The sequence below is a fragment of the Variovorax sp. 01T432 genome (assembly GCF_056398605.1).
Genome location: NZ_JBFTPS010000029.1, coordinates 16,721 through 38,747, shown reverse-complemented (window position 1 = coordinate 38,747; position 22,027 = coordinate 16,721). Strand labels below are relative to the sequence as shown.

At 68.6% G+C, this 22,027-nt stretch carries 23 protein-coding genes; 4 read left to right on the top strand and 19 right to left on the bottom strand.

Annotation, left to right across the window (positions count from 1 at the left end):
* Positions 1 to 11 precede the first annotated feature (11 nt).
* From AC1DNF_RS21260 to AC1DNF_RS21230, 7 genes are all read right to left on the bottom strand, one after another.
* The gene (locus AC1DNF_RS21260; RefSeq protein WP_478150604.1) at positions 12 to 671 is read right to left on the bottom strand and encodes a peroxiredoxin; all 660 of its coding nucleotides are present in this window, start codon (positions 669 to 671) and stop codon (positions 12 to 14) included.
* Between the two features lie 152 nt (positions 672 to 823).
* On the bottom strand, positions 824 to 2,323 hold the full coding sequence (locus AC1DNF_RS21255; protein WP_478150603.1) for an efflux transporter outer membrane subunit: 1,500 nt from the start codon (positions 2,321 to 2,323) through the stop codon (positions 824 to 826).
* 13 nt (positions 2,324 to 2,336) lie between these two features.
* Positions 2,337 to 3,467, bottom strand: coding sequence for an ABC transporter permease (locus AC1DNF_RS21250; protein WP_478150602.1), 1,131 nt, complete (start codon positions 3,465 to 3,467; stop codon positions 2,337 to 2,339).
* A gap of 9 nt (positions 3,468 to 3,476) precedes the next feature.
* Positions 3,477 to 4,634: an ABC transporter permease gene (locus AC1DNF_RS21245; RefSeq protein ID WP_478150601.1), complete on the bottom strand. Its 1,158-nt coding sequence runs from the start codon at positions 4,632 to 4,634 to the stop codon at positions 3,477 to 3,479.
* Positions 4,631 to 6,322, bottom strand: coding sequence for an ATP-binding cassette domain-containing protein (locus AC1DNF_RS21240; protein ID WP_478150658.1), 1,692 nt, complete (start codon positions 6,320 to 6,322; stop codon positions 4,631 to 4,633). The genes AC1DNF_RS21245 and AC1DNF_RS21240 overlap by 4 nt, the downstream gene beginning before the upstream one ends.
* 71 nt (positions 6,323 to 6,393) lie before the next feature.
* A complete protein-coding gene (locus AC1DNF_RS21235; protein ID WP_478150600.1) occupies positions 6,394 to 7,419 on the bottom strand; it encodes an HlyD family secretion protein in 1,026 nt (341 codons plus the stop codon).
* A gap of 55 nt (positions 7,420 to 7,474) precedes the next feature.
* Positions 7,475 to 8,416, bottom strand: coding sequence for a LysR substrate-binding domain-containing protein (locus tag AC1DNF_RS21230; RefSeq protein ID WP_478150599.1), 942 nt, complete (start codon positions 8,414 to 8,416; stop codon positions 7,475 to 7,477).
* 172 nt (positions 8,417 to 8,588) lie between these two features.
* Here AC1DNF_RS21230 and AC1DNF_RS21225 point away from each other — a divergent pair, with 172 nt between their 5' ends.
* Both AC1DNF_RS21225 and AC1DNF_RS21220 read left to right on the top strand, forming a co-directional pair.
* Positions 8,589 to 9,785 (top strand): acyl-CoA dehydrogenase, encoded by a 1,197-nt coding sequence (locus AC1DNF_RS21225; RefSeq protein ID WP_478150598.1) that lies wholly within the window; start codon positions 8,589 to 8,591, stop codon positions 9,783 to 9,785.
* A gap of 149 nt (positions 9,786 to 9,934) precedes the next feature.
* A complete protein-coding gene (locus tag AC1DNF_RS21220; RefSeq protein WP_478150597.1) occupies positions 9,935 to 11,176 on the top strand; it encodes a CaiB/BaiF CoA transferase family protein in 1,242 nt (413 codons plus the stop codon).
* Here the strand turns inward: AC1DNF_RS21220 and AC1DNF_RS21215 are convergent.
* Positions 11,130 to 11,387 carry a DUF1127 domain-containing protein gene (locus AC1DNF_RS21215; protein ID WP_478150596.1) on the bottom strand — a complete coding sequence of 86 codons (258 nt, stop codon included), beginning with the start codon at positions 11,385 to 11,387 and terminating at the stop codon, positions 11,130 to 11,132. The genes AC1DNF_RS21220 and AC1DNF_RS21215 overlap by 47 nt on opposite strands.
* A gap of 89 nt (positions 11,388 to 11,476) precedes the next feature.
* On the opposite strand from AC1DNF_RS21215, the gene AC1DNF_RS21210 reads away from it, so the two are divergent.
* Entirely contained in the window at positions 11,477 to 12,367 is an 891-nt protein-coding gene (locus AC1DNF_RS21210) for a LysR family transcriptional regulator (protein ID WP_478150595.1), read from the top strand.
* Positions 12,368 to 12,377: 10 nt separating this feature from the next.
* On the opposite strand, the gene AC1DNF_RS21205 is transcribed toward AC1DNF_RS21210, so the two are convergent.
* The 7 genes from AC1DNF_RS21205 to AC1DNF_RS21175 form a co-directional block, all read right to left on the bottom strand.
* Positions 12,378 to 12,842: a CopD family protein gene (locus AC1DNF_RS21205; protein ID WP_478150594.1), complete on the bottom strand. Its 465-nt coding sequence runs from the start codon at positions 12,840 to 12,842 to the stop codon at positions 12,378 to 12,380.
* 53 nt (positions 12,843 to 12,895) lie between these two features.
* Entirely contained in the window at positions 12,896 to 13,879 is a 984-nt protein-coding gene (locus AC1DNF_RS21200; protein ID WP_478150593.1) for a Bug family tripartite tricarboxylate transporter substrate binding protein, read from the bottom strand.
* Between the two features lie 43 nt (positions 13,880 to 13,922).
* Positions 13,923 to 14,303, bottom strand: a complete 381-nt coding sequence (locus tag AC1DNF_RS21195) for a cupin domain-containing protein (protein WP_478150592.1) — start codon at positions 14,301 to 14,303, stop codon at positions 13,923 to 13,925.
* A gap of 14 nt (positions 14,304 to 14,317) precedes the next feature.
* Positions 14,318 to 15,316 carry a quinone oxidoreductase family protein gene (locus AC1DNF_RS21190; RefSeq protein ID WP_478150591.1) on the bottom strand — a complete coding sequence of 333 codons (999 nt, stop codon included), beginning with the start codon at positions 15,314 to 15,316 and terminating at the stop codon, positions 14,318 to 14,320.
* 2 nt (positions 15,317 to 15,318) lie between these two features.
* Positions 15,319 to 16,200, bottom strand: coding sequence for a beta-keto acid cleavage family enzyme (locus AC1DNF_RS21185; RefSeq protein WP_478150590.1), 882 nt, complete (start codon positions 16,198 to 16,200; stop codon positions 15,319 to 15,321).
* Positions 16,197 to 16,961: an SDR family NAD(P)-dependent oxidoreductase gene (locus tag AC1DNF_RS21180; RefSeq protein WP_478150589.1), complete on the bottom strand. Its 765-nt coding sequence runs from the start codon at positions 16,959 to 16,961 to the stop codon at positions 16,197 to 16,199. Before AC1DNF_RS21180 ends, AC1DNF_RS21185 begins: the two co-directional genes overlap by 4 nt.
* Positions 16,962 to 17,126: 165 nt before the next feature.
* Complete coding sequence (locus tag AC1DNF_RS21175; RefSeq protein WP_478150588.1) at positions 17,127 to 17,993, bottom strand: dioxygenase family protein; 867 nt, start codon at positions 17,991 to 17,993, stop codon at positions 17,127 to 17,129.
* Positions 17,994 to 18,127: 134 nt separating this feature from the next.
* Here AC1DNF_RS21175 and AC1DNF_RS21170 point away from each other — a divergent pair, with 134 nt between their 5' ends.
* Positions 18,128 to 19,165 carry a LacI family DNA-binding transcriptional regulator gene (locus AC1DNF_RS21170; protein ID WP_478150587.1) on the top strand — a complete coding sequence of 346 codons (1,038 nt, stop codon included), beginning with the start codon at positions 18,128 to 18,130 and terminating at the stop codon, positions 19,163 to 19,165.
* Position 19,166: 1 nt separating this feature from the next.
* Here the strand turns inward: AC1DNF_RS21170 and AC1DNF_RS21165 are convergent, their stop codons facing one another.
* From AC1DNF_RS21165 to AC1DNF_RS21150, 4 genes are read right to left on the bottom strand one after another with little or no spacing between them, the layout of a single operon-like run.
* Positions 19,167 to 19,640, bottom strand: coding sequence for a hypothetical protein (locus AC1DNF_RS21165; protein WP_478150586.1), 474 nt, complete (start codon positions 19,638 to 19,640; stop codon positions 19,167 to 19,169).
* Between the two features lie 10 nt (positions 19,641 to 19,650).
* Positions 19,651 to 20,565, bottom strand: coding sequence for a glutaminase (locus AC1DNF_RS21160; protein ID WP_478150585.1), 915 nt, complete (start codon positions 20,563 to 20,565; stop codon positions 19,651 to 19,653).
* On the bottom strand, positions 20,562 to 21,464 hold the full coding sequence (locus tag AC1DNF_RS21155; protein ID WP_478150584.1) for a DMT family transporter: 903 nt from the start codon (positions 21,462 to 21,464) through the stop codon (positions 20,562 to 20,564). Before AC1DNF_RS21155 ends, AC1DNF_RS21160 begins: the two co-directional genes overlap by 4 nt.
* Before the next feature lie 7 nt (positions 21,465 to 21,471).
* A complete protein-coding gene (locus tag AC1DNF_RS21150; protein WP_478150583.1) occupies positions 21,472 to 21,966 on the bottom strand; it encodes a BON domain-containing protein in 495 nt (164 codons plus the stop codon).
* Positions 21,967 to 22,027 lie beyond the last annotated feature (61 nt).

Genomic DNA, 22,027 nt, shown 5'->3' with positions numbered 1-22,027 from the left:
CCCGGTGATGGTTATCCCGGCTGCTTGACCACGCGCAGATAAGGCTTGGGCGACTTCCAGCCCGCCGGGAACAGCTTCTTGGCGTCGTCGTCGGACACGGAGCCCGCGATGATCACGTCCTCGCCCTTCTTCCAGTTGACCGGCGTGGCGACCTTGTGCGTTGTCGTGAGCTGGATCGAATCGACGACACGCAGGATCTCGTCGAAGTTGCGGCCGGTGGTCATCGGGTAGGTCATCATCAGCTTGATCCGCTTGTCGGGCCCGATCACGAACACCGAGCGCACGGTCGCGTTGGTCGCCGCGGTCCGCCCCTCGGACGTGCCTGCCTCGTCGGCCGGCAGCATGTTGTACAGCTTGGCCACCGCAAGGTCGGTGTCGCCGATCATCGGGTACTTGGGCAGATAGCCCTGCGTTTCCTCGATGTCCTTGGCCCAGCGATCGTGGGCATCGACCGGGTCGACGCTCAGGCCGATCAGCTTGGTGTTGCGCTTGGTGAACTCGGGCTCGATCTTCGCCATGTAGCCGAGCTCGGTGGTGCAAACCGGCGTGAAATCCTTGGGATGGGAGAACAGGATCGCCCAGCTGTCGCCGATCCAGTCATGGAACTTGATGGGCCCCTGGGTGGTCTGGGCCGTGAAATCCGGCGCGATATCGTTGATGCGCAGTGACATGGTCTCTCCTTGAAGTTGTTGGGTGACCGAAGCATAGAAGAGCAAGGCCGCCGACGCCAGCGTTTGCGAAATCCCCTATCCATTTTGTTCGCTTGTTCTTATTCGCCTTTCAGGGGGTTGATGCGGACGTCGTTGCCGGGGCGGGTGGTGGCTCAGCCTGTGCCGCCGAGCGCCTTGGTGACCGCCACCAGTCCCAGCGCCAGGCGGCCTGTGCTGTCGGCATGCTCGCGTTGTGCTTGAAGCAAGGTGCGCTGCGCGTCGAGCTCGACCAGGAAATCGGTGAGCCCGTTGTCGTAGCGCACGCGCGCGAGTTGCAGCGCGTCGCGGCTGCTGCGCTCCTTCTCGGCCAGCTGCAGGTTGCGCTGGCGCTCCGCCGTATAGGCACTCAATGCGTCGTCGATCTCGTGCCATGCCTTCAGCACTGTTTGCTGGTAGGCCACCGCTGCCTCCTGCTGCTGCAGTTCACGCAAGGTCACGGTGGCGCGGCGGCGGCCGTTGTCGAAGATCGGCAGCTGGAGGCTGGGGCCGACGGACCAGCGTCGGCTTCCCCATTCGCCGAAGTTCCCCGCGCCGGCGGATTCGAGACCGAAGTTCGCGCCGAGCGTGATGCGCGGGTAGAGATCGGCCATCGCGACGCCGATGCCGGCCGTCGCCGCGTGGAGCTGCGCCTGGGCGCGCTGGATGTCGGGTCGGCGCAGCGCCACGTCTGATGGGAGCCCCAGCGATAGATCGGGCAGGGCGCTCGCAGCGTCTTCCGCCCGCGCCGCCAGTTGCGCCTGGAGCGCGCCGGGCCGTTCGCCGACGAGCAGCGTGATCTGGTTGACGGCTTGCGCCTCCTGGCTGATCAATGGCGGCAGGCGTGAGCGCAGGTCGGCCGTCTGCGCGTTCTGGCGCGCCACGTCGAGGTCGGTCGTGAGTCCGCCGTCGGCGCGGGCCTTGACGAGTTCGAGCGTTTCCCCGGCGGCGGCAATTTCGGCGCGCGCGATGCGGATCAGACGCTGCGCCGAGCGCAACTCGAAGTAGTGACGGGCCAGCTCCGCCTGCACGCTGAGCTGGACTTGCGCGAGCATTGCCTGGGCCGCCGCGATGTTCGCATCCGCGGCCTCGACCGAGCGCCGCACGCGGCCCCACATGTCGATCTCCCAGGATGCGTCGAAGCCCGCTTGATAGAGGGTATGAGGCTCGCTCAGGACGTCGATGAGCGCGCTGCGATTGCCGGGGTTCAGCGCATCGATCAGCCGCGTGCTTTCGCCGAACTCGCTCTGCCGCTGCCGTGCAGCAGCTGCCTGCGCGTTGAGCTGAGGGCCACGCTGGGCCTCGGCCGCCTGCCGTTGCATGCGGCTTTGCGCGAAGCGCAGCGCAGCGGTCTGGAGATCCTGGTTGGCGGCGAGCGCCTGCGCCTCCAGCGCATCGAGCACCGGGTCGCCGAACATCTTCCACCCGGCGGGCAGGGCGGTCGCCGACGCGTCGCGCTGCCTTGGATCGATCAGATCCGGCGAGCCGCCATGCCAGGCCGAGAAGTCGACGGGCGCATCGGGTGTCGCGGGCTCGAACTCGGGGCCGAGCGCGCAGTCGGCGAGCGTCATCGCCGCCATCAGCGCCAGGAAGCCGCGTCCGGGACGCGTGCGTGAGATGGGAATCGGTGTCTTCATGGCTTCTCCCGTTTCAGACGAGCCGGTTGCGGAACAGCCACGCCGCCAGAGGCAGCGTGATGGCCGCGATGATCATGAGCGGAATGAGGTTGTGCCAGACCGTGAGCAGGCCGACGCCCTCGAGGTAGACGCGCTGCACCAGGTCGATCGCGAAGCGCAGCGGGTTCGCCAGCGTCGCGATCTGCAGCGGGTGCGGCATGTTGCTCACCGGTGTCGTCAGGCCGGACAGCAGCATCATCGGCATGACCAGCACGAAGGTGTAGAGCATGGCCTGCTGCATGTTGGCCGACACCGCCGAGATCGACAGCCCGATGCCCACGCTCGCGATAGTGAAGCAGGTGAGGCCGGCGTAGAGCGTGATGAAGGAGCCGGCCATGGGCACCCGGAACCACAGCAAGGTGATCAGCAGCACGATGGTGGATTGCACCAGTCCGATCAGCACTGGCGGCACGGCCTTGCCGATCATGATCTCGGTCGGCGACAGCGGCGTCACCAGCAATTGGTCGAAAGTGCCCTGCTCGCGCTCGCGCGCCACCGAAAGGGCGGTCAGCAGCAAGGTCTGCAGCATGCTGAGCGCGGCGATCATGCCGGGCATGAAGTTCCAGCGTGTCTCCAGGTTCGGGTTGTACCAGGCGCGCGATACGACCGTCACCGGCGGCTTGCCGCCGCCATGCTGCTCGCGCCATTCGTCGTTGAAGGCCGTCACGACGGCGCTGACGAAGCCGGCGGCGGAGCCCGCGGTGTTTGAATTGCGCGCGTCGACGATCAACTGGATGGGGGCGTCTTCTCCCGCGCTGAGCTGTTGCTCGAAGCGCGGACCGATCTGGACCACGAGCAGCGCCTTCTGCGTGTCGATCACCCGCGCGATGTCCTGCTGCGTGCGCAAGGTCGCGGCGCGATGGAACACGCCGGTGCCGTCGATCCTGGCGATCAGCGCGACCGAGGCGCCGCTGCGGCTCTGGTCGAGCAGCGCGTAGTCGACATTGCTCAGGTCGTAGGTGGCGGCATAGCCGAACAGCAGGCTTTGCATCAGCGACGGCACGACCAGGATGGCCCGGCTGGCCGAATCCTTGAGCACGGCCAGGAACTCCTTGCGCACGAGGTTGGCGATGCGCCGCAGAAACTCAAGGAATGAACCGTTCATGGCGCCCCTTCAGTCGAGCCTCTTGCGGGTGACGAAGCGCGCGACGCCCAGCAGCAGCACGGCATAGCCCATCAGGATGGCGCAGTTCCTGAAGACGAGGGGCCAGATGTCGCCAGCCAGGAAGAGTGTGCGCATGAGCTCCATGAAATACGTCGCCGGTAGTGCCTGGCCCACGATGCGTACGGCCAGGGGCACGTTGCGCAGGTCGAACAGGAATCCCGAAAGCATCAGCGACGGCAGGAAGCTCGTGAGCAGCGCGACCTGGCTCGCCAGGAACTGGTTGCGCGTCACCGAGGAGATCACCAGGCCGACAGCGACCGCGACGATGAGATAGAGCATGGCGCTGAGGACGAGGATCGCGAGCGAGCCGACCATCGGCACTTCGAACAGGTAGCGCGCGGCCGCCAGGCACAGCGCGAGCCCGGCCAAGCCGATGCCGAAGTATGGAATGATCTTGGCCAGCAGGATCTCCACCGGCCGCACCGGCGTGACGAAGAGCGCCTCCAGCGTGCCGCGCTCCCACTCGCGGGCCATGACCAGCGCCGTCAGGAAGGCGCCGACCAGCGTCATGATGAGAACGATCAGCCCGGGCACCAGATACCAGGTGCTGGTGTTGGCGCTGTTGAACCACATGCGCTGCTCGATGCTGACCGAACCGATGCCGGGCACCTCGGAGCGGCCGGCGGATGCGCCGCCGCGGTCGGCCCGCGCGAGGGCCGTCTGGCCCAGCGCGGCGCCGGCGTAGCGAAGGATGATGCTGGCTCGGCCCGCGTCGGCGCCGTGGACGATCAACTGAATGCGCGCATCGCCGGCCGCGAGCCGGCGCGAGAAGTCGCCCGGCACGCGAACGATCCCGTCGACCTTGCGTTCGCGCATCAGCTCTTCCGCATCGCGCATGGAAGCCAGCATGACCGGCGAGATGGAGGGCGTGAGCTGCAGGCCCGCGACCGCGTCGAAGGCCGTGGGCGAACTGTCCTCCATCACGACGGCGAGCGGCGCGTTCTTGACGTCCAGCGAGAGGCCGTAGCCGAAGATCAGGATCAGGATGATGGGTAGCAGGATGCCGATGGCCAGGCTCGCCGGGTCTCGCAGCAGCTGCCGCGTTTCCTTGCGCGTGAGCGCGGCCAGACGGGGCCAGAAGCGACCGCCGTGCGCGCCGGTCCTCATGCCGGCGCTCCCGAGCGGGCCTGCGACACGATGCCGATGAAGGCTTGTTCCATGTCCAGCCGCGCGCCCGGCTTGCCGCCTGCCCGCGCGCGCACCTGCTGCGGCGTGCCGATCGCCAGCACCTTGCCGGCGTCCTGGATCACGATGCGGTCGCAGTACTCGGCCTCTTCCATGAAATGGGTCGTGATGATGATGGTCACGCCCGCTTCGGCAAGCGCCGTGATGCGGCGCCAGAACTCGCGGCGCGCGAGCGGATCGGTGCCGCTGGTGGGTTCGTCGAGAAACAGGATCTCGGGCTCGTGCAGCAGGCCTGTCGCCATCGCCAGCCGCTGCTTGAAGCCGCCGGGCAGCTGGCCGCTGGTGGCCTGCTCCTGCCCGAGCAGGTCGAACTGCCGCAGTACCACCTGCATGCGGTCACGCAGATGCTGCCCGCGCAGGCCGTACGCGCCGCCGAAGAACTGGAGGTTCTCGGCCACGGTGAGGTTGCCGTAGAGCGCGAACTTCTGCGAGACGTAGCCGATGCGGCTGCGGGCCTGCGCGCGCGCATGGCGCAGGTTGACGCCCGCCACCTGCAGGAAGCCGCTGCTGGCGGGCAGTAGGCCGCAAAGCATGCGGAAGGTCGTGGTCTTGCCCGCGCCGTTCGGCCCGAGCAGGCCGAAGATCTCGCCGCGCCGAACCTCGAAGCTGGTGCTGGCGACAGCGGTGAAATCGCCGAACTTGCGAACGAGATCCTTCACCTCGATGACGACTTCGTCCTGGCCGCCGGAAGCTGCGGCGGCGGCCGGGGCGCCAGTGCCCGGTGCGGCTACCGCCGCATGTCGCGCGCGCAGCAGCACCATGAAACCGTCTTCGAGGCGCGCCGGCACGGGCTCGATGCGGATGCCGTCGAACAGCGCGGCCACTCCCTTCTCATCCGCGTCCGGCCGGCGGATGAAGCGAACCTCGCCGCCTTGCGGGACCGCGTCGATGATCGACGCCGGCGCGTCCAGCAGCCGCGCCTGCATCGCGCGGGCCGGCGTGCCCTCGGGTGGTCGCGCCGCGAAGCAGAGTCCCTTCGCGTTGTCGCGGATCTCCTGCGGCGAGCCCTCGGCGATCAGCTTGCCCTCGTGCAGCACGAAGACCCGCGCGCAGCGCTCGGCTTCGTCGAGATAGGCGGTGCTGACGATGACCGAGAGCCTTTCGTCGTCGACGAGCTGCCGCACGATTTCCCACAGTTCGCGGCGCGAGAGCGGGTCCACGCCGACAGTGGGCTCATCGAGCAGCAGCAGGTCCGGCGAGCGCACCAGCGTGCAGGCGAGGCCGAGTTTCTGCTTCATGCCGCCCGACAGCTTGCCGGCGGGGCGGGAAGTGAATCGGCCGAGGTCGGTCATCTCCATCAGGCGCGCATAGCGCTCGCGCCGCGCGTCCTTGCGCACGCCGTGCAGGTCGGCGTAGAGGTCGAGGTTCTCCTGCACGCTCAGGTCTTCGTACAGGCCGAAGCGCTGCGGCATGTAGCTGATGCGGTCCTGCACGGCTTGCGGATCGGCCGCGACGTCGATGCCCAGCACCTGCAACGAGCCCCGGTCCGCGCGCATCAGCCCGGCCGCGAGGCGCAGCAGCGTAGTCTTGCCGGCGCCGTCGGGGCCCACCAGCGCCGTGAGCGCGCCGGCGGATGCTTCGAGCGATACGTCGTCGAGGGCGTGGGTCATGCGCTTCGAGCCCTTGACGGAAAAGTCCTTGTGCAGGCCGCGGCCGACCAGCGCCGGCGCGACGGAGGACGTCACTGCCTGCCTCCGCGCGCGTCCGCATCGCCGTCCGGGGAGAGCCGCACGGTCACCGGCATGCCCAGCCGCAGGCGGTCCTGGGGGTCGTCGGCGAGCACGCGTACTTCGTAGACCAGGCTGCTGCGCAGTTCTTCGGTCTGCACTGTCTTGGGTGTGAACTCGGCGACCGACGAGATATAGCCCACCTTGCCGGCGAGCGTCTCGCCCGGGTGGCTGTCGGTGCTCAGCGTTGCCGGCATGCCGGGCTTGACGCGGCCGAGCTGGGTTTCCGTCACATAGGCGCGCACCCATTTGGGATCGGTGATTGCGAGCGTGAAGACCGGGCGCTGCGGCGAGGCCATATCGCCCGGCTCCATCAGGCGCGCGCGCACCACCGCGTCGATGGGCGCCCGGAGTTCGGCCTCCTGCAACTGGTGCTTCAGCAGGGCGAGCGCGGCCACCGAGACCTCGAGTTGCGCCTGCGCCTGCGCGATGTCCTCCTTGCGCGGGCCGGTCACGACCAGCTGCTGCGCCTCGCGCGCGCTCTCGAGATGGGCCTGCGCCACCTTCCGGCGCGCCTGCGCGCTGTCGAGATCCTGCTGGCTGACCGCGCGGCCGGCAGTCGTCTGCCGGATGGCTTGCAGCCGCTCCAGTTGCTGACGGGCGAGGTCGGCATCGGCCGTCGCCGCGGCGACCTGCGCGCGGGACTGCGCGATCTCCTCGGGCCGGCTGCCGGTCTTCAGCCGCTGCAGCGCCTGCTGTTGCACGGCGATCTGTGCGTCGGCCTGCGCCGCGCGCAGCTCGAGCGTGCGCGTGTCCAGCTCGCCCAGCACCTGGCCCGCCTTCACGTGATCGCCCTCCTGCGCGTTCAGCCTGCCGATGCGCTCGCTGCCGTTGAAGGCCAGCGAGACCTGCCGGAGGTCGACATTGCCATAGAGCGCCAGGCTGCGCGGGTCGACGGGCGCGCGGTTGAAGTACCACGCCGCGAAGACCGCGCCCGCCAGGAGAACGATGGCGCCAACAATGAGGGGTTTCTTGCTCATGACATTTGCGCGCTTTCAAGCCGACGGGGGATCGATGAAGACTTCTCGAAGGATCTCATGTTCCGGGTGACGGCGGCGCGCCCGCCGGACAAGCGCCATTCGCGTTCGCCTGTGCGACCAGCCACTCGCGGAAGAGCTTGAACACGGGCCGTTCGTCGTGCGCCGCCGGGCTGACCAGGAAGTAGCTGCGCTCGCCGCGCAGCGGTCGATCGCAGGCCACGACGAGTTCGCCGCGCGCGAGTTCGGCCTCGATGAGCATGCGCGGCATCAGCGCCACACCCAGGCCGTGCGCGGCGGCGATCGCCAGCATCGAGAAGAGTTCATAGCGCGGTCCGCTGTGGGCGCGCGGCGCATCCACATGCTGCGCATCGAACCACTGGCGCCAGCCGTCAGGCCGAGTGCTCTGCTGCAGCAGCGGCATTCGCGCCACGGCGGCTGGCGACATCGTCTTTCTCGCCGGCAGCAGCGCCGGGCTGCATACAGGGACCACGTCTTCATGCAGCAGCACCGTCGACTGCGTGCCGGCCCAGTTCGCCGTCTGCGCCGGGGTTCCCGCATAGATCGCGGCGTCGAATGGGGTGTCATTGAACAGGAAGGGGCGCGTTCGGGTCTCGATGTGCACCGTGATGTCAGGATGCTTCGCCGCGAAGTCGGGCAGCCGGGGGATCAGCCAGCGTGTCGCGAAGGTCGGCACCGCCGCGAGCTGCAGCGAGCCGCCCAGGCCTTGCCTGGCCATCGCGTCGAGCGTGTCGCGCTCCATGGTGTCGAGCTGGCGCGCGATCTGGCGCGCATAGTCGGCGCCCGCTGGCGTCAGGGCCACGCCGTGGCGCGTGCGGCGGAAAAGCGCCATGCCGAGAAAGGCCTCCAACGCCGTGATCTGACGCGACACCGCGCTCTGGGTGAGGGCGAGTTCCTGCGCGGCGCGCGTATAGCTCTCATGCCGCGCGGCGGCCTCGAAGCAGATCAGGGCCTGGGTGGAGGGGATCTTTCGGCGCATGGTATGCGGTGATTACATAGTTGAACCTGCGGCGCAACAAGTGGCGCTGGCCCGGCACATTGTGCTTTGAAGTTCGCAAACCGCATAACTGGGTGTCGAATCGTCGTTTGCGCCGCCCCTCCCAAGGCGCTTACCATCGGCACAACCTCAAGCCTTACACCGGAGACCGTTCATGGCCCACGCCGCCTTTCACTGGGAAGATCCCCTCTTGCTCGACCAGCAACTCACCGATGACGAGCGCATGGTGCGCGACGCCGCCAACGCCTACTGCCAGGAGCGCCTCGCACCGCGCGTGCTCGAAGGCTTCCGCAACGGCGAAACCGACCCGGCCATCTTCCGCGAGATGGGCGCGCTGGGTCTCCTGGGCCCGACCATTCCCGAGCAGTACGGCGGCCCCGGCCTGAACTACGTCTGCTACGGCCTCATCGCGCGCGAAGTCGAGCGCGTCGATTCCGGCTACCGCTCGATGGCGAGCGTGCAGAGTTCGCTCGTCATGGTGCCGATCAACGAATTCGGCACCGAGGCGCAGAAGCAGAAGTACCTGCCCAAGCTCGCCACCGGCGAATGGATCGGCTGCTTCGGCCTGACCGAGCCCGACCACGGCTCCGACCCCGGCAGCATGGTCACGCGCGCCAAGAAGGTGCCGGGCGGCTATGCGCTCAGCGGGGCCAAGATGTGGATCAGCAACAGCCCGATCGCCGATGTCTTCGTCGTCTGGGCCAAGGAAGTGAGCGAGAGCGGAACGGTCGGCCCGATCCGGGGCTTCGTGCTCGAGAAGGGCATGAAGGGCCTGAGCGCGCCGGCGATCCACGGCAAGGTCGGCCTGCGTGCGTCGATCACCGGCGAGATCGTGATGGACAACGTGTTCTGCCCCGAAGACAACGCCTTCCCCGAGGTGCGGGGCCTCAAGGGCCCGTTCACCTGCCTCAACAGCGCGCGCTACGGCATCTCCTGGGGTGCGCTCGGTGCCGCCGAAGACTGCTGGCATCGCGCCCGCCAGTACACGCTGGACCGCAAGCAGTTCGGCCGCCCGCTCGCGGCCAACCAGCTGATCCAGAAGAAGCTGGCCGACATGCAGACCGAGATCACGCTGGGCCTGCAGGGCTGCCTGCGCCTGGGCCGCATGAAGGATGAGGGCACGGCGTCGGTCGAGGTCACCTCGCTGCTCAAGCGCAACTCCTGCGGCAAGGCACTGGACATCGCGCGCCTGGCGCGCGACATGATGGGTGGCAACGGCATCAGCGACGAATTCGGCGTGGCGCGGCACCTGGTCAACCTGGAGGTGGTCAACACCTACGAGGGCACGCACGACATCCATGCCCTCATCCTCGGCCGCGCCCAGACCGGCATCGCAGCCTTCGCGAACTAGGATGAAGCACGCCCGAAGCGCCTGTGGCGCCTCCCCCTCAAGGGGGCGATGCCGGCGGCCCGGCAAAGCCGGCTCCGCGGCATCCCTGGCACTGGGCCGCGCCGGTTTCATGCGTCGCGGGTCGCGGCAAACACGGTGGAGCAACTGAAATGACAGCGCTCAAGGAAGGCGCCCTCGCGGGCCTCAAGGTTCTGGATCTCTCCCGCGTGCTCGCGGGTCCGTGGTGCACCCAGATCCTCGCGGACCTGGGCGCCGATGTCGTCAAGATCGAACGCCCCGGTGTCGGCGACGACACCCGCAGCTGGGGCCCGCCCTTCCTGAAGGACGCGCAAGGCAGGGACACCAACCAGGCGACCTATTTCACGGCCTGCAATCGCAACAAGCGCTCGGTCACCATCGACATGGCGACGCCCGAAGGCCAGGCGCTGCTTCAGGGGATGGCCGCGCAGAGCGACGTCCTGGTCGAGAACTTCAAGACCGGCGGGCTCAAGCAATACGGGCTCGACTACGAGAACCTGCGCGCGGCCAACCCGCGTCTCATTTACTGCAGCGTGACCGGCTTCGGTCACGACGGTCCTCACGCGATGCGCGCCGGCTACGACCTGATGATCCAGGCGACAAGCGGCATGATGAGCATCACCGGCCGGCCCGACGAAGTCCCCGGCGGCGGGCCGCTGCGCGTGGGCGTTGCGCTCATCGACCTGTTCACCGGCGTCTACGCCAGCAGCGCGATCCTCGCCGCGCTCGAAGTGCGGCACCGCACGGGCCAAGGCCAGCACATCGACATGGCCCTGCTCGATGTCGGCATGGCCATTCTCGCCAACCAGGCCAGCGCCTTCCTCAACACCGGCGTCGCGCCGCAACGGCTGGGCAACAGCCATCCCAGCCTCGCGCCTTACCAGGACTTCCACACGCGGGACGGGTCGATGCTGCTGGCCATCGGCAACAACGGCCAGTTCGCGCGCTTCTGCGAGGCGGCCGGCCATCCGGACTGGGCCAGCGACCCGCGCTTCGAGACCAACACCCTGCGCGTGCGGCACCGCGAAGTCCTGATCCCGCAGATGGAAGCCGTGACGCGCACGCGCACCACGGCGGAGTGGATCGCGCTGCTGGAGGACAAGGCCGTTCCCTGCGGACCGATCAACAACATCGCGCAGGCCTTCGAGGACGACCAGGTCAAGGCGCGCGGCCTGGCCGTGGCCTTGCCGCGCGATGCGGGCGACGGCATCGAGCGTATCGTGGGTGTCGCCAGTCCGCTGCGGCTGCAGGCCACGCCGCCGGTGCTTCGCTACGCGCCGCCCGCGCTGGGGCAGCACACCGACGAGGTGCTGGCCGAATTCGGGCTCAGCGCCGAGCAGCGTGCCGCGCTGCGCGCGGCCGGCGTGGTCTAGCGCAGTCAATGCCAGGCGCCGCACCGGGGCGGCGTCGCAGCAACTGCGGCACTTCGCTTCTGCCGATGCCCAGGTCCTTGAGTTCGTGTTCGCTCATGCCCGTGAGCTGAAGCCACTGTGCGCGCTGCCGATGCATGGCGATGGCGCGTGCGCACAAGCGCTTGAACGACGCCAGAAAGGTGACGACCGGGGATTGAAGCTTCGGCTGCATGACATGGCTCCGTAAATGGAGCGCCATCTTCCGATCTGCCATGCTATTGTGGAAGTTGAGATTCCTGAGCCACGCGATCAGCTTTCCTGATGAGACAACTCAACCTCGACCAACTGCGCACGCTGGTGTCCATTGCGGACCTTGGCACGTTCTCGGCCGCCGCACAGGCGCTTCACCTCGCGCAGCCCACTGTCAGCCTGCACATCAGCGAGCTGGAGTCGCGGCTGGGCGCCACGCTGGTCCTGCGCGGCAGCCGGCGCATCACGCCTACGGCTGCCGGCGCAGCGCTGGTGGAGCGTGCGCGGCGTCTGTTGCGCGACGCCGACGACGCGGTCGATGCCGTCCGGCGCCAAGCCGAAGGCCGGGTGGGCCGGGTGCGGCTGGGCACGTCGACCGGCGTGGTCGTCGATCTGCTGCCCCAGGTGCTCGAAGCCCTCGGGGAGCGCCATGCCGGCATCGACGTGGAGGTCAGCATCCTGGGCTCGGGCGAGGCGATGGCGAGGCTCGCGACGGGCACGCTGGACATCGGCCTGGTGGCCATGCCGCAGCCGCCCTCCCGCGATCTGGTCGTGACGCGATGGCGCAGCCAGCCGATGATGGCTTACGTGCCCCTGAAGTGGAAGACGCCCAGGCGCGCGACGCCGAAATGGCTGGCCGGGCAGCCGTTGATCTTCAACGACGCCACCACGCACATGTACCGACTCACCATGGAGTGGTTCGCGGCCGCGGGTGAAGCGCCGCGCGCGCGCATCGAGCTCAACTATGACGCCGCCATGCGCAGCCTCGTCGCCGCAGGCTACGGCGCGGCCGTCTTGCCGCTGCAGCCGTCGACGGACGGCGCATCGAGCGAGCGCATGCAGGTGCTCCCGCTGAGCCCCGCGCTCACGCGCCGGCTCGGCATCGCGCATCGGCCGCGCGCGCAGCTGGACGGCGCGACCGACAGCGTGCTTCAGATCCTGGCGCAGTTCAGCCAGGCCTGAAGACCGCCAGTCAGAACGCGCGCCCGACGATCGCCAGCACGAAGACGAGCACGCCGAGGCCCAGATTGAGCGCCACCAGCTTTCGGATGGTGCCCAGGTTTGCGGCCGCCACCGGCCACTCGCGCGCCGCGACCGCGCGTTGCAGGCGCGGATAGGGCGCGAAGCGCACATGCAGGAACAGGGCCATCATTACCAGGCCGAGCGTGAGCATCGCGTGCACGCTCGCATGCACGTGGGCGAAGCCGCCCGCCAGCCACACCAACAGGAACCCGCTGGCGAGCAGGACCCCGATGGCGATCGAGACACCGACAAAGAAGCGCGCGAGCGCGTCCGCCATGAAGGGCAGTCGCAGCGGCGGCTCCAGCGTCGCCACGGCGGCGGGTCGGACGGCGAAGTGCATCGCGGCCATCCCGCCGACCCAGAAGGCGGCGGCAAGAAGATGCAGGAAGAGGAGGGTGGCGGGGAGAATGGGCATGGCCAAGGGTAGACCAGAACGCGGTCTCGCGCCGCCGCCGGATCACCGCCGGGTCAGTCCAGCTTGATGCCGGCCGCCCTGACGACCCGCTGCGCCTTCGCGGTCTCCTCGGCCAGGAACGTGTCGAACTGCGCCGAAGGCATCGTGAAGGGCTCGGCGCCCAGCTTGTCGAGGCGCTCCTTGAGTTCCGCCGCGACCATGATCTTCGCCACCTCCGCCTGCAGGCGATCGACCACCGGCCGCGGCGTCTTCGCCGGCGCGAAGAGACCGACCCAGAACAGGTATTCGGAGCCGGGCACGCCCGCCTCGACCGTCGTGGGTGTCTGCGGCATCACGGCCGAGCGCTTGCCGGTGCCTACCGCGAGTGCCTTCAGGCGCCCATCCCTGATGAGCGGCAGCGCGGACACCATCGGCGCGAAGAACCAGTCGACCCGCCCGCCCATGACTTCCGTCATCGCCTCGGGCGTGCCGCGATAGGGCACGTGCTGGGCCTGCACACCGGCGGCGAGGCGGAACACCTCGGCGTTCATGTGGGTCGCCGATCCGTTGCCCGCCGACGCATAGTTGAAGCTTCCCGGCTTGGCCTTGGCCTGGGCGACCAGATCCCGCACGTCGGTGAACTTGCCGGGGGCCGTGACCAGCACGTTCGGCAGGCTCGCCAGCGGCGTCACGCCGGCGAAGTCCTTGAGCGTGTCGTAGTTGAGGTTCGGGTAGATCGAGGGATTGACCAGGTGGCCCGCGGAGTGCACGAGCAGCGTATAGCCGTCGGCGGGCGACTTGGCGACCTGCGACGCCCCCAGCGTGCCCCCGGCACCGGGCTTGTTGTCGACGAAGACGCTGGTGCCTAGCGCGGGCCCCAGCCGCTCGGCCACCAGGCGAGCGACGATGTCGGTGCCGCTGCCGGCGGTGAAGGGAACCACCAGGCGGATGGTCTGGCCGCGAGGCCACTCGCCTTGTTGCGCGTGGGCGCCCGCGAATGCGCACAAGCCCAGGGCGGCTGCGACGAGCCCGCGCCGGCCCGGAAGGAATGTCGTCATGTCTTTGTCTCCGTTGTAGTTCGTCGAGGTCGGGAATGAGGGATCAGCCCGGTGCTTTCGGCGCGGCGGGCGGGGGCGGTGCGTGCGGCATCACCAGCGCGACCATCGCCGGTCGATGGCCGCGGTTGACCAGCTGGCGCTTTTCGCCGGGCGCGAAGCGGCAGCTGTCATAGGGGCCCAGCACCTGTTCGTCACGTTTGCCGTCGAGTTCGCACACGACGGTCAACTGGCCCTCGAGCACCAGATAGAGCTTCTCCATCGGCGAGCCGTCGAGCGAGGTATGCCCGCCGGGAAGGATCTGGCTCACGCCCATCCACATCTGCACCGAGGGCCCGGCCTCCTTGCCCTGCAGGCGCAGGCAGTGCATGCCGAAATGGTTCGGCGCCTCGTAGGCGGGCGCCTGGTCGAAACGAGTGACGTGCATGGGGCGTACCTTGATCAGGGGCGAAGCACGACGCGGTCGGTGCTGCCCGACAGCACCAGGCGGTAGGCATCCAGGGCCTCGTCCAGCGTGAAGGCCCGCGCCACCGGAAAGGGCTTGAGGGTGCCGCGCTCGAAGCCCTCGCGCATCGCGTCGAGCTGCGAGGTGGATGCGATGCAGTCCATGGCGAGCGAATCGACCCCCACGAAGGTGTGCATGCCGCGATAGAACGCGAAGATGTCGAAGGGGACCGCGCGGTCGTGCGTGGAGATGAGGATCTGCGTCGCGCCCTTGGCCATCGACTTGTTCGCCGCCTCGAAGTAGGCGCTGCCGACCGTGTTGTAGGCGATGTCGACACCGCGCCCGTCCGTCAGCTCGCGCGCGCGCGCCGCCACGTCTTCCTTCGACGCGTCGATCACGTCGACCGGGCTGCTCGAGAAGCCTTCGTAAGGCCCGGCGCGCCGCCGGACCGCGATCACGCGGGCGCCACGCTGCGCCGCCAGCTGCACCGCCGCCTGGCCGACCTTGCCGTTGGCGCCGAGCACCAGCACGTTCTGGCCCGGCTGCGGCATCCCGCTGCGGCGGAAGCCTTCATAGGCGGTCACGAAGGGCACGCCGACGGCGCCGGCCTCGTCCATCGAAATACCGCGCGGCTTGTCGCGCAGGGCCCCGACGGGCAGCACGAGAAAGCGCGCGTGCGAGCCGTCCTGCTTGATGCCGATGTCGCCGCCCGATCCGTAGACCTCGCGCCCCAGCCATTCGCCCGGGCCGTCGATCACGACGCCCGCGAAATCGCGGCCTGGGGTGCGTGGCCAGACGGCCTGCGGCATGATGCCCAGCGCGGCCTTCACGTCGCTCGGGTTCACGGCCGCCGCGGCCACCCGGACGACAGCGAATCCCGGCCTGGCCGCCGGCTGCGACTGCGGTGGGGCTTCCAGCGTCAGCGAGGCGAGGTCCGCCGCCTTCTGGCGAACGCGCAGCGCGCGGGCGATGTTGTCGATGACTGGCGTGTCCATCTTCAGGCCCCCGCCAATCCGAGCAGTCCGCGCGCCTCTCGGGCGCTCGCCACCTCACCGCCCAGGCTCCGGATGATGTCGCGCGCCTTCGCCACGAGCTGCGCGTTGCTTTGCGCGAGCACGCCCTTCTCGAGATAGATGTTGTCTTCCATTCCGACGCGCACGTGGCCGCCCAGCAGCCACGCCTGCGCGACGATGGGGAACTCCATGCGGCCGATGCCGAAGGCGCTCCAGAAGGCGCCGCGCGGCAGCATGTCGCGGGCATACATGACGGTCTGCGGCGTCGGCATGAAGCCGTACTTCACGCCCAGCACCAGGGTCCACATTCCCGGTCCGGTGAGTGTGCCGTCCGCGATCAGGTCGAGCGCCATGTGGATGTCGCCCGAATCGAAGATCTCCAGCTCGGGCTTCACGCCGGCGTCGCGGATCACCTTCGCCATGCGGCGCACGTTCTTTGGCGTGTTGATCACCACGTCGGGTCCGGAATTCATGGTGTTGAGATCGAGCGAGCACACGTCCGGCTTGATCAGCGCGATGTGTTCGACGCGCTTCTCGGGCGGCAGCAGCGTGCTGCCCGGCGCGGCGACCCTCGGGTCGTCCTCGCTCGGTATGAAGCGCCCGCCCGGACCCGTGGTGAGGTTGATCACCAGTTCGCGATTGGCGCGCCGGATGCGGTCGACCACGTCGCGATAGAGCTCGACCTCCATCGAAGGCCGGCCGGTCGCGGGGTCGCGCACGTGGATGTGCACCTGGCCGGCGCCGGCCTCGGCCGCCGCGAGGCATTCGTCGGCTATCTGCGCCGGCGTGATCGGAAGGTGCGGTGTCTGGTCCGGCTTGACGAGGTTGCCGGTGACGGCGCAGGTGATCAGGGTCTTGCTGCTCACAGGTGCCTCCCGCCGTCGACGACGATGCGCGTGCCCGTCACGAAGCGAAGCGTGGTGGCCAGCGCCTCGATGGCGGCGGCGACGTCCTCGGGCGAACCGATGCGGCCCAGCGGCGTGGTGTTGGCCATCCTGGCCTTGAAATCGTCGCCGCGACCCGGCACGAAGGCCGATTCGACCGCGCCCGGCGACACCGACACGACGCGCACGGCCGGCGCCAGCGCCTTGGCCAGCGCATCGCCCACCACGTCCAGACCCGCCTTGGCGGCGACATAAGCGAGATTGCTGCCCACGCCGGTGAATCCGGCGATCGACGAGACGTTCACCACCAGCCCGTCGCCGCTGGCCTTGAGCAGGGGAGCGAAGGCGCGGATGGTCGCGAAGACGCCGCGGAAGTTGGCGCGCAGCAACTCGTCGATCAGTTCGTCGGTGAGCCCATCGAGATCGGCCGCGGGCACCGGCCGTGTGTGACCGGCGCTGTTGACCAGGATGTCGCAGCGGCCGTGCGTCGCGCGCACTTCGTCGGCGGCCCGCTGCAGGCTGGGTGTGTCGACGATGTCGGCGCGGATCGCGCAGTGCGGCTGGCCTTGCGCGGAAGGGAGCGCGGCGGCGCGTTCGGCGGCATCGGCGCCCTTGCGGTGCATCAGCACACAGGTGGCGCCCAGCGCGGCGAGGCGCTGTGCGCTCGCGTAGCCGATGGCGCCGAGGCCGCCGGCGATGACGGCAAGCTTGCCGTCGAGGCGGGATGTGGGATCGAAGCTCATGAGAGGTTTGGAAAGCGAGTCAATGAATCAGGAAGAAGAGCACCAGGCGCGCCCGGCGGTCCGGCCCCCTTGCGGGGGCTGCCGCGCGCCGGCTCCGCCGGACCGCCGGCAGCGCCCCCTGCAAGGGGGTAGGCGGCCACACGAAGTGGGCAAGCCTGGGGGTGTTCAAGGGATCGGCGGACGGGGAAACTTCATCTCGCCGGCTTCGAGCACGAAGTCGTGCTGCAGCGTCGCATGCTGTCCGCCGTGCTGCGGCTCGAAGCGGCCGATCAGCTTGCGGGTGACGCCGAACACGGGATCGCTTTCGAGGTTCTCGTCGTCATCCGCGAAGACCTGCGTGACGAGCACCTTGTGACCTGGCTTGCTGACCATGAAATGCAGGTGCGCCGGGCGGTTGGGGTGCCGCCGTTGCGCGCGCAGGAGCTCGCCGCACGGGCCGTCGACCGGCACCGGGTAACCAGCGGGGCGCACGGTGCGAAAGCGAAAGCGGCCTTCGGCATCGGTCTCGAAACGGCCGCGCAGGTTCATGTCTTCCTGCGCCGCATCCTGGTTCTCGTACAGGCCGACGGGCGAGGCCTGCCAGACATCGACGATCGCGCCCGCCAGCGGCTGCCCGGCGGCATTGCGCACGACACCCGTGACCTCCAGCGGCACGCCGGGCGTCTCGGAGCGGGCAATGCTTTCGCCGGGCTGGCAGAGCGGCGCATTCGCGCGCCAGAAGGGGCCCAGCAGGGCGGCGAGCGATTCGCCCTGCGGGTCCTGGTTGTTGAGCAGCGCCACCAGGGTCGACACGCCCAGCAGGTCGGCGGCCAGCACGACCTCGTTCTTCTTCTCGCCGCTGGCCTGGCCGATCGCCACCAGGAATTCGAGCGCGCGCTCGAACTCCTCCTCGCTCAGCTTCACCTCCATCACGAAGTCATGCAGGTGGCGGGTGAGGGCGGACATCAGCGTTCGAAGGCGCTCGTCGGGCGTGCGGGCCATGGCCTGGGTTGCGATCTGGAGCACGGATTCGGGGGTGGTGACGATATTCATGATGCGCGGTGGTTTATGCAAACGTTTGCAAATTATTCAATGAATCGGGCCAAACCGGAAATCAGGGAATCCCCTCGATTACCATGCCAAATAAGAAAGGTGCTTCTGTGGCACCACACCAATCGTTTGCATCCATGAGCCCTGTTCCGCCTTCCACCGTCACCATTCGCGACGTCGCGCAAGCCGCCGGCGTGCACGTGTCGACCGTCTCGCGCGCCCTCAATCCGGAAAAGCGCCGGCTCATCAGCGCCGAGGTGTTACGGGTGGTCGAAGAGGCGGCGCAACGGCTGGGCTACCGCGCCAACCGCGCGGCGTCGGCCTTGCGCACCGGCCGCACGCGGACCATCGGCGTGCTGGTGCCCGACATCACCAACGCGGTGTTCCCGCCGATCCTCCAGGGCATCGAAGCGAGCGCCGCCGCGCGCGGCTATTTCGTCTTCGTCGCCAACGTCGTGGATCACGCCCTCGCACGTCCCATCGTGGAGCGCATGCTGGCGCAGCAGGTGGACGGGCTTGTCATGGCCATCGCGACGCGGGACGACCCGCTGATCGATTTCATCGCCAGGGCCGGCATGCATGCGGTGCTGGTCAACCGCGCGGACGAGACCGGCCGCCTTCCGGCGGTGGTCAGCGACGACCGGCTGGCGATGAAGCTGGCCGTGGACCATCTGGTGGGCTACGGCCATCGGCGCATCGCGCACCTCGCCGGTCCGCAGAACATTCCGACGGGTGTCGGCCGGCGGCAGGGCGTCGAGCAGGCGCTGCGCGATCGCGGGCTCTCATTGGCGCGCGTCGTGGAGTGCGCGGGCTACACCCGCGAAGCCGGGCAGCAGGCGATGCGCCTGATGCTGGATGGCGGCGAACTGCCCGAGGCGATCGTCTGCTGCAACGACCTCGTCGCGCTCGGCGCCTACGACGTGCTGCGCGAGGCCGGGATCGCCGTTCCCCGGGAGATTTCCATCACCGGCCACAACGACATGCCGCTGGTCGACATGGTGAATCCCCCACTGACCACCATCCGCCTGCCGCATCGCGAGCTTGGCTGGCGCGCGGCCGAGATGCTGTTCGACGAGATCGAGGGCAAGGCGCTGTCGGCCTCGACCGTGGTGCTGCGTCCCGAACTGGTGGTGCGCGAGTCGACGCGCGACCTGAGCGTCGGCCTCGGGCGTTGACTCAGCGCGGCTTCTGGAAGCCGCCTTCGATCCACGCTTGCGCGCTCGCGGCGCTGAGCTTGAAGTCCGGCCGCACGCGCGCTTCGCCGAGCGTCGCGCCGAGTTCGTCCAGGGCCGTGAGCAGGCCATGCGGATTGTCTTCGTCGGGCACGATCTGCAGCGACACCCGCACGCGCTCCGAACCTGCGCCGAGGCTCACGCTCTTGTTGAGCCGCGCATGCAGCTGCTGCTCGTGCCGGCGCAAGACCTCGGAGGCGGTCTTGACCAGCGTATGGAAGGCCGGCGCGTCGAGCGGCTTCGGGTTCTTCTTGTCGCGGCCCATGGTCCAGGGTCCGACGAGGGCCGGCTCCGGGTCGCCCTGGCGCGTCATCGACACCGCCCAGCCGTCGTCGTCCTCGTTCTTGATCACGCGCGCGGTCCAGCGCTCGTCGCTCCAGAGAGTGGGTTGCTGGATCAGGTCTGTTTGTTCTGTCATGGAAGGTTCATCAAAAAATCGAAAGACCGGTGCGCGCCACGAACATCTCGAGCGCCTTCATGCCGAGCAACGAATTGCCGGTGGCGTCGAGCGCGGGCGACCAGACGCACAGCGTGAGCTTGTCGGGCACGACCGCGACGATGCCGCCGCCGACACCGCTCTTGCAGGGGAGTCCGATCGAGAAGGCCACGTCGCCGGCGGCGTCGTAGGTGCCGCAGGTCAGCATCAGCGCGTTGATCCGGCGCGCATGGCGCTCGGTGGTGATCTCGGCCTCGCCGCCGCGCGGGTGCGCGCCGTCCCGGCACAGAAAGCCGGCCGCGCGCGCCAGCTGGATGCAGTTCATGCGCAGCGCGCACTGGTGAAAGTAGACGTCGAGCACGGCTTCGACGCCGTTGTCGAGCTTGCCGAAGCTCTTCATGAAATTGGCCAGCGCGTAGTTGCGGTAGCCCGTTGCCGCCTCCGATGCCGCGACCTCGCCATCGAAGCCGATCGACTCGCCGCAGAGATCCGCCATGAGGGCGAGGATGTCGGCCTTGGCGTCGCCCCGGCTCAACAACCGATCGGCGACCGCGATGGCGCCCGCATTGATGAAGGGATTGCGCGGCTTGCCCTGTTCGTTTTCGAGCTGCACCAGCGAGTTGAAGGGGTTGCCCGAGGGCTCCCGGCCGATGCGGTCCCACAGGGCGTCGCCCATGTGCCGCATGGCCAGCGTCAGGGTGAAGAGCTTGGAGATGCTCTGGATCGAGAAGGGCGTCGCCGCGTCGCCCGTGCTGGCCTCCTGGCCCTGGCAGGTTCGCAGCGCGATGCCGAACTGCCGGGCGGGAACCCGCGCGAGCGCGGGGATGTAGCTGGCCACCGTCCCGCCAGTCCCCAGCAGGGGGCGGATCGCGGCATGGATGTCTTCGAGGACGGCCTGGAAATTCATGAAGCCCTACCCGGGCGACGGTTCACCAGCACGATCCCCAGCGCCACACCGGTGAGCGCCAGCACCAATTGCAAGGTGAGCCGCTCGGACAGCAGTGCGACGCCCAGGACCAGCGCAAAAAGAGGCGTCAGGAAGGTGAACGAAGAGATGCGCGTGGCCGGATAGTGACGCAACAGCCACATCCACGCCAGGTAGCTCGCGAAGGCGCCGATGACGGTCTGCAGCGCGATCGAGAGCCACGCGTAGCCCGAATACGAAAACCCCCAGCGCTCGCCGAGCAGCAGCGAGAGGACCGGGGCGACCACCGCGGTGACGGCCAGTTGATAGAAGAGCGTCTTCTCGGCGCTGGCAACGGCGAGGCGGGTGGTGCGCAGCGTCAGTGTCGTGAGCCCCCACAGCACGCCACCCGTGAGCGCCAGCGCATCGCCGTACAACTGGCGCGAGGTGCTGTGGCCGAAGCTCTCGCTGAAGGCCAGGACCACGCCGGCGAAGGCGATCGCCAGGCCGAGCCATTGCACGCCGCGCAGCCGCTCGGCCGGTACGAAGCGCGGCAGCAGCAGCGCGACCACGAAGGGTGCCGTATAGAGGAACACCGTGAGCCTCGAGGCCGATGTGTTCTGCAGGCCGATGTAGATGCAGGTGAACTCGCCGGCGAACAGCGCACCCGCGAGCAGGCCCCCGGGGAGCGTGCCGTCGCGTTCGAACAGCGGTATGCGGCGGCGCACGCACCAGAGCCACAGCAGGATCACGGCACCCACCATGCGGATGGACGCCTGCCAGAGCGGCGGCACTTCGGCGACCGTGGTCTTGATGAGGATCTGCTGCAGTCCCCAGAACGCGCAGCAGGCGAGAAGAAGGGAGGTGGCTCGGCTGTCGAGGTGGCTCTTTCGTTCGATCATTCTTGTCTTATGGCCTTGCGACGGCATACGGGGGCTTGTCCCGCGTGCCGATCATGAGTTCGGGAAGCACGAGCTCCACGTCGGGGACGGCGCGCGCCGCCTGCTCCAGTCGCTGCGAGAGCGCGCGCGAGGGCACGCAGCCCTGCAGGTAGACCCAGCGGCGCTGGATGATGACCCACACGCTGCCGCGCCGGCTGCCCGGCACGGCGGCCAGCGCGGCCTGCACCTTGGGCGCGAGTTGCCTGTCGTAGCGGTATGCGTTGCTGTCGGCGCATTTGCCCGCGAGCCAGCAGCTCGTGCCGCGTTCCAGCCGGCTGTGCATCTGGCTGCGTACCTCTTCGGGCGAGTAGAGCGGGCCCAAGGGTACCGGGCAGCCCGGCAGACCCGAGGCGACCTGGAAGAAGGGGTCGTCGAAGAAGTTCCGGCGCCCGCCGTCTTCGGCGCCGCGCGCGATCGGGACGACGATGATCCCCGCGACCAGCGTCGCGGTGCGGATTGGCATGCAGAGGCGCATCCGACGGGGTCCCATCCGGCGATCGTATCCGCGTCATGAGCACAATGGC